We start from the raw sequence: 6,557 nt of genomic DNA, 5'->3' as shown, positions 1-6,557 counted from the left end.
CCGCGAAGACGACCCCCTCGCTGGTGACCGTCGGCTCGAAGCCCGGGACGTCGACGGTGTCGCCAGGGTCCAGGGACGTCGCCGGGTCGACGACGAGTCGCGTCGGGCCGCCGTGGGCGTCGACGAGTTCGCGGGGGGTCCCCGTCGCCGCGACAGCGCCGGCGGTGAGCAGTGCGACGCGGTCCGCGAGCCGTTCGGCTTCCGCCATGTCGTGCGTAGTGAGGAAGATGGTGGTGCCGTCCGCTGCGAGGCGTTCGAACACCCGCCAGAGCGCACGCCGCCCCGCCGGGTCGACGGCCGTCGTCGGTTCGTCCAGGAACAGGACGTCCGGGTCGTTCACGAGCGCCGCCGCGACGCACGCACGCCGCTGTTCGCCGCCCGAGAGGTCGCCGTACCAGGTGTCCGTCCCGGGGTCGAGGCCGACGTCCGAGAGCACCGCGTCTGCGTCGCGGGCGTCGTCGTACAGGCCCGCGTAGTACGCCACCAGTTCCTGTGCGGTCAGGCGGTCCGGCGGCGAGAAGTCCTGGGGGAGCAGGCCGACGCGCTGCTCGTTGGTCTCGGCCGGGCGGGCCCCGAGCAGCTGTACAGTCCCCGAATCGGGCGTCGTCGTCCCGGTCAGGCAGCGCACGAGCGTCGTCTTGCCCGCGCCGTTCGGGCCGACGAGCGCGAACACCTCGCCAGCTTCCACGGACAGCGAGACGCCGTCGAGGGCAGCGGTGTCGCCGTATCGCTTGTGTACGTCCTCGGCGACGAGTACCGGGTCCATGCGCTCGGATTAGGGCGAGTCGAATAAAGCGCTGTGGAACGCGGACGACGCATGGCCGTTCCTGCGGATTCTTCGACCCGACCCAGGGGTCGGTCGAGTCGTCGCTGTAGGCGTTCGCGAGTGCCTCGAGAATCTCGACCCTGGTGGCGTTGCTCGCTACGTCGAAGACTGCCAGAGAGTCAGACGCGCCGCCACGCATTACCGGAGAGTGCGGTCCGCCGGGGATAACCATTAGTGTAGGATATATCAGGGTAACTCGGTGCTCCAAACGCTTTTGTCGCCGTGGGGAGGACATACTGATACGACACCATGGACGACCGCGAGCGCCGACAACTCCTCGAGAAGCTCCGTCGGCCCGCAGGGACCGTGGGACGAGAGATTCCCGACGAGCTGACCGTCCAGGGGACCACTATCGACGTGAAGGAGTTCGTCTTCGAGTGCAAGCGACTCGACGCAATCCCCGAACGCGAGCGCGAACGCGTCGAGGCGGTCAAAACGGAACTCAGACGGGAGCGCCTCGAACGGAAGCAGCGACTCGAGCGTGAGGACGTCACCCGGCAGGAGGGCGAACGACTCGTCGAGAGCATCCACGGCATCGACCGCGCGCTCAACGCGCTCGAAGGCCTGGACGCCCCCTCAATCGGGGAGGAGCTCCGGCAGAAGCAACTGGAAGACGCCAGAGAGCTCCTCTCCCTGATGCGATAGCTATCGGGGGTCTCCCGCCGCGCCGACGCCTACTGCGTCGGGCGCCAGACGAGCAACAGCACCGAGGAGACGAACACGGCCGTCGCGAGCGCGTACGGCTGGTTCTGGGAGACGGCGGTGACCGCCGATGCGCTCCCGAAAACCCCTGTGAGCAGCGTCGCCGCCACCGGCCACGTGCAACTCACGCAGGAGAACAGCCCGAGCACGCCCGCGACCCCGGTTCTGGCGGCGTCGAGGACGGTCACTGCGACGAGGTACGCCAGCGCGCCGAAGCCGACGACCTTGTACGGGAACAGGCTCACCGTGACCGCGGTGCCGCTGTACACCAGCGTCGGCCCCCAGCCGGGCGCCATCCACGAAATTCGGGTGCCAAGGCCGTCGCCGTGCAGCATGTAGAGGCCGCCCAGCCCGCCCAACAGCAGGAAGTAGGCGATGGCTACGCCCGCCGCCAGCAGGCGCTGACGCCCCGACGCCGCCGGCAGGTCGACCCTGGAGACGCCCCAGACGGCGGCGTTGATCCAGACGAACGGGTACGCCAGGAACACCGGGTCGGTCGGGACGGACGACGACAGCGCGAAGTACAGGAGCACGAGCGCGAGTTCGCCGTTCACGAGGAGCGCGCCGTACAGCAGCGTCGCCTTCGCCGGCCGGAACCGGCCCGGCGAGAGGGACGCCGACGCCCCCATCTCAGACCACCATCGCGTCCACGACGACGGCGACCAGGAGGCAGCCGAGATAGGCGTTCGACGCGTGGAACGCGCGCATCGCCGCCGGCCGGTCGCGCTCGCGGTGCAGGCGCACGGTCGCGTAGAGGAACACGCCGCCGAAGACCACCGTCGTCGCGGCGTACAGAATGCCGAGACCCGCGAGCGCAGCGAGCACCATCGCGGAGACGAGCGTCGCGCCGAGGTAGTAGACGATGTGCTTGCGCGTGGTGGCTTCACCGCTGACGACGGGCATCAGCGGGAAGCCGCCGCGCTCGTAGTCGTCCTTGTACGCGAGCGCGAGGTTGTAGAAGTGTGCCGGCGTCCATAGGAAGATGACCGCCGCGAGCGCGAGGCCCGCGACGCCCACTTCGCCGGTGACCGCGGCCCACCCGATGAGCGCGGGGAGCGCGCCCGCCGCGCCGCCGATGACCGTGCTCTGACGGGTGTTGGGCTTCAAGACGAGCGTGTAGATCACCGAGTAGAAGATGATGGCGGTGAGCCCCAGCAGCGCCGTCAGGGCGTTCACGCTGTAGAACGCGACCAGCGACGCCGCCGCGAGCGTGAACCCGAACGCGAGCGCGTTCCGCTTCGGGATGCGGTCGGTTGCCAGCGGCCGGTCGTCGGTGCGCGACATCTTCTTGTCCTTCTCGCGCTCGAGGACGTGGTTGAACGTCCCCGACGCGCCGATGGCGAGCACGCCGCCGCCGAGCGTCGCGGCGACTGTTTCCGTGCGGAGGCTCGGTCCTGCCGCCAGCGCCATCCCCGCCGCAGCCACGAGGCACAGCAGCCACATCAGCCGCGGCTTCGTCAGGCGGAAGTACGCGTAGAGTGTCGCCATCGGACCGGTCGACGGCACGGAACTGTCGCCGTCGTCGCCTTTCGGCTCGCCCTCCCACTCTCCGGACGGCAAGTGTGCGGTCTCGGTCTCGAGCGTCCACGCCAGCGCGGCGACGAGGCCCGCGAAGATGAGGACGCCCAGCGCGAGGTGTGCGCCGGCCAGCGCGGCCGACGACCCCGACGTTGCGGTGAGGGCGCCGACGCCCACCTGGACCGGGTAGGCGGCGATTGCGACAGTGATGGCCGTGCGGACCCGCCGGGACGCGCCGCGGCGCCACGCCATCACCGCGGCGGTGACGACGAGGACGCCAGTCACGACGGCCAGCGTGCGGTGTCCCCAGACGACGGCGAGCGACAGCGAGTCGACGGCGTACCAGCGTCCGTCACAGGCCGGCCACGAGCGGCAGGCGCTCGACGCGTTCGTCAACGCGGACGTCGCGCCGACGACCAGGAGGGCGTAGACGCCCATCGCGGCCGCCGCGAGCACCGCTGTGAACCGGTCGGGTTTGGTTGGGGTCACGAACTGCTCTCACCGGGGGGTTACGACCGGTCCCACTTAGCCTATCCGACTCGCCGACGGGCGCTTTCAGCACCTATTTATGGAACCGAGCCGAACCGTCGCGGTAGCATGAGAGGCAAGCGGCTCGTACCCGTTCTCGTCGCCGCCGTCGGCTTCCTCGCAGCCTTCGTGGACCCGGTCGCCGCCGCGCAGTACCAGTCGGTGACCGAACAGCTCATCCGCGACCTGAACTCGATGCTGCTCGCGGCTGCGCTCCCGATCACGCTCCTCGTGGAGGGCATCCTCGTCTACACTGTGTGGAAGTTCCGGAACAACGACGAGGCGAAACCGACGAAGGAGAACCGCCGGCTGGAAATCACCTGGACCGTCGCGACGGCCGTCGTGCTCCTGTTCGTCGGCGTCGCCGCCTACGGCGTGATGGCGCAGCCATCCGTCACCGCGACGCAGGCCGACGCCCAGGAAGCGATCGCCGAGGACGAAACCGTCGTCGTCGACGTGGAGGGCGTCCAGTGGTACTGGAACTACGAGTACCCGGAGGAGGACCTCGCGGTGAGTTCCGGGTCAGCGACGTCCGGCATCGACTACGGGAACCAACCGATGGTCGTCCCCGTGGACACGCAACTCGTCATCAGGACGCACGCCGCTGACGTGATTCACGCGTTCCACGCGCCCGAAATCGGCCTGAAGGCCGACGCCGTCCCCGGGCAGACCAACTACCTCATCACGGAAGTCACCGAGGAAGGCACGTACCAGCTCTACTGCGCGGAGTTCTGTGGTCAGGGCCACTCGGAGATGCTCGGTGAGATCGTCGTCGTCGACCAGGACACCTACGAGGAGTGGACCGAGGACCCCGAGAACACGAGCGTCTGAGTCGGAGACGCTAATAGTCCGTCGCTGAGAACCCCGTTTTTACGCGTTTCGTCCGTTCCGTAGCGTACTCTCGATAGTGGTCCCGACGTCGCTGGTGGCCCTGCTTTCGACGGCATCGGTACGTTCGCTTGCGGCCACGCTGTCCGCAGTCCTGTTACGTCCGCCTGAGGCGCGAGCACTCGCCTTCGGTGACTTCCACGCGGTCGTCACCGGTATCAACGACGAGTGCCCCGCGCGACGTCACGCCGTCAGCGGTCCCGACGACCGCCTCGCCGTCCCGGGTGTCGACGCGTACGCGTTCGCCGAGGGTTGCACTCCGCGTCCGCCACTCGTCGAGGGCGGCGCCGAACCCGTCCTCGGTCTCGACGCGGCCGACCCACTCGAGGAGTCGGTCGTAGAGCGTCGCTGCGACCTCTGTCGCGTCGACGTCGTCGACCTCCCGCCGGAGCGTTGTGACGTCCCTGTCGACGTCGAGGTCGGCGGGGTCGAGGTCGGCGTTCACACCGATGCCCAGGACCGCGAACGAGAGGTCGGCGTCGGCCGGGTCCGTGCCCGGGAGCACCTCGTCGACCGGTTTGCCGGCGATGGGCACCTCGTCGACGACGGCTTCCGTCAGGATACCGCAGAGCTTCCGCCGTGGCTCGCCGGCAGCCGCGTCCACGACGACGTCGTTTGGCCACTTCAGTCGCGCGTCCACGCCGAACGCCTCGACGGTTTCGGCGGCGGCGAGGCCGCCCGCGAACGTGAGTCGGCGACGTGGCTGGCGTCGAAGTCGGGGCGGACGAGCGTGCTCGACCAGACGCCGCCCGGTGGCGACGCCCACACGTTCCCGGTTCGGCCGCGGCCCGCGGTCTGTTCGTCTGCGACGACGAACGTGCCGTGCGGACTGCCGTCGCGACCCTCCGCGCGGGCGACGTCGTTCGTGCTGGGAATGGACTCGTGGTGGACGACCGGCGCGTCGATGCGCTCGCGCAGCCGGTCGATGTCGACACTCATGGAACGACGTTCGCGGTCGGCAGGAAAAAGCGCGGCGTTGCGAATGCGAGCGCCGGGTTAGACGACGGCGCCGGCGTACAGCGCGACGACGAGGAGAATCCAGACGGCGTCGACGAAGTGCCAGTACATCGAGACGGTCGTCACGGACGTGTGCCGGTCGGCGGAGTACTGGCCCTTGAGCGCGCGAACCAGTACGATGGCGATGAGCACCGCGCCCAGCGAGACGTGGAGGCCGTGCAGCCCCGTGAGACCGAAGAACGCGCTTTCGAAGACGCCGCCGGAGAGCGTCAGCCCCTCGTGGACGATGAACTCGTAGTACTCGTACACCTGGCCGCCGATGAACACGACGCCGAGCAGGAGCGTCGTCGCCAGCAGGCCGAGGAACCGCGACCGGTTGCCGTTCCGGAGCGCGACGTGCGCGAAGTGCAGCGTCACACTGGACGCGACGAGGATGAGCGTGTTCGCGATGACCAGTGCGCCGAGGAAGCCTTCGGGGACGTGCTGGACGGCTTCGGACCACTGCGCGCCAGCGCGGATGAAGAAGTAGTACGTGAACCCGGCGCCGAACGTCGCGATCTCGGAGCCGAGGAACAGCAGCATCCCCCAGCGTAAGCCCTCGCCGCCCGACGTCTCCCGCGTCCAGAAGTGCTTCACGAAGGCGTGGTACACCCAGCCGTAGAGCCCGGCGAGGAAGACGAACGTGCTCCCCACGAAGACGGCGGGCCCGACCATCGGCCCGACCAGGTCCAACGAGTCGCTTTCGGCGAGCACGTACAGCGCGGCGCCGATGTAGAACCCCGCGGCGCCGATGGCGGTGACGAACGGCCACCAGCTGGCCTCGCCGAAGCCCTTCGGCCAGTCCTCCACGGCCGGCAGGTGGTGGCCGTGGTCCTCCGTCGAATCGTCCGTGACAGTCATACCAGCCGGTTGCAGGGCGAGTACTAAAAAGGCATCCAACTCCGCTCGCGCCGCCGCCGTACCGCAATCCTGACAGGAGGTGGGGTGGTACGACCAGGTATGTCTCGACGCGGCGCGCGGACGCTCGGCGCCCTGCTCGGACTCGCGGCCGTCTGCGGCGTCGCCGCAGCGCACGGCGGCAGCCTCCGGGACGCCAGCGGCCAGGAACTGGCAGTGCCGACGTGGCCTGTTCCTGTCG

General features: G+C 69.0%; 8 protein-coding genes. 2 read left to right on the top strand and 6 right to left on the bottom strand.

What is annotated here, in order from left to right; translation table 11 throughout:
• Positions 1-766 (bottom strand): ABC transporter ATP-binding protein (locus tag GRX66_RS15105; RefSeq protein ID WP_159527294.1); only part of this gene is annotated, 766 nt, incomplete at its 3' end.
• Between the two features lie 309 nt (positions 767-1,075).
• Here GRX66_RS15105 and GRX66_RS15100 point away from each other — a divergent pair.
• Positions 1,076-1,471, top strand: coding sequence for a DUF5788 family protein (locus tag GRX66_RS15100; RefSeq protein ID WP_159527293.1), 396 nt, complete (start codon positions 1,076-1,078; stop codon positions 1,469-1,471).
• 29 nt (positions 1,472-1,500) lie between these two features.
• Here GRX66_RS15100 and GRX66_RS15095 read toward each other — a convergent pair whose 3' ends face one another.
• Together GRX66_RS15095 and cyoE are read right to left on the bottom strand one after the other, a co-directional pair.
• Entirely contained in the window at positions 1,501-2,157 is a 657-nt protein-coding gene (locus tag GRX66_RS15095; RefSeq protein ID WP_159527292.1) for a DUF7546 family protein, read from the bottom strand.
• Position 2,158: 1 nt separating this feature from the next.
• On the bottom strand, positions 2,159-3,535 hold the full coding sequence (cyoE, locus tag GRX66_RS15090) for a heme o synthase (protein ID WP_325064141.1): 1,377 nt from the start codon (positions 3,533-3,535) through the stop codon (positions 2,159-2,161).
• 108 nt (positions 3,536-3,643) lie between these two features.
• On the opposite strand from cyoE, the gene coxB reads away from it, so the two are divergent.
• Complete coding sequence (gene coxB / locus GRX66_RS15085) at positions 3,644-4,405, top strand: cytochrome c oxidase subunit II (protein ID WP_159527291.1); 762 nt, start codon at positions 3,644-3,646, stop codon at positions 4,403-4,405.
• Positions 4,406-4,559: 154 nt separating this feature from the next.
• On the opposite strand, the gene GRX66_RS20090 is transcribed toward coxB, so the two are convergent.
• From GRX66_RS20090 to GRX66_RS15075, 3 genes are read right to left on the bottom strand one after another with little or no spacing between them, the layout of a single operon-like run.
• Positions 4,560-5,102, bottom strand: coding sequence for a biotin--[acetyl-CoA-carboxylase] ligase (locus tag GRX66_RS20090; protein WP_325064140.1), 543 nt, complete (start codon positions 5,100-5,102; stop codon positions 4,560-4,562).
• On the bottom strand, positions 5,087-5,401 hold the full coding sequence (locus GRX66_RS20085) for a biotin--[acetyl-CoA-carboxylase] ligase (protein ID WP_233745556.1): 315 nt from the start codon (positions 5,399-5,401) through the stop codon (positions 5,087-5,089). Before GRX66_RS20085 ends, GRX66_RS20090 begins: the two co-directional genes overlap by 16 nt.
• 57 nt (positions 5,402-5,458) lie before the next feature.
• Positions 5,459-6,319: a cytochrome c oxidase subunit 3 gene (locus GRX66_RS15075; RefSeq protein WP_159527290.1), complete on the bottom strand. Its 861-nt coding sequence runs from the start codon at positions 6,317-6,319 to the stop codon at positions 5,459-5,461.
• Positions 6,320-6,557 lie beyond the last annotated feature (238 nt).

The sequence above is a fragment of the Halobacterium bonnevillei genome, assembly GCF_009831555.1.
In the GTDB taxonomy this organism is placed as follows: Archaea; Halobacteriota; Halobacteria; order Halobacteriales; family Halobacteriaceae; genus Halobacterium; species Halobacterium bonnevillei.
Note: the sequence above shows the minus strand (reverse complement) of the source record. Positions and strands in the feature narration are given on the sequence as shown.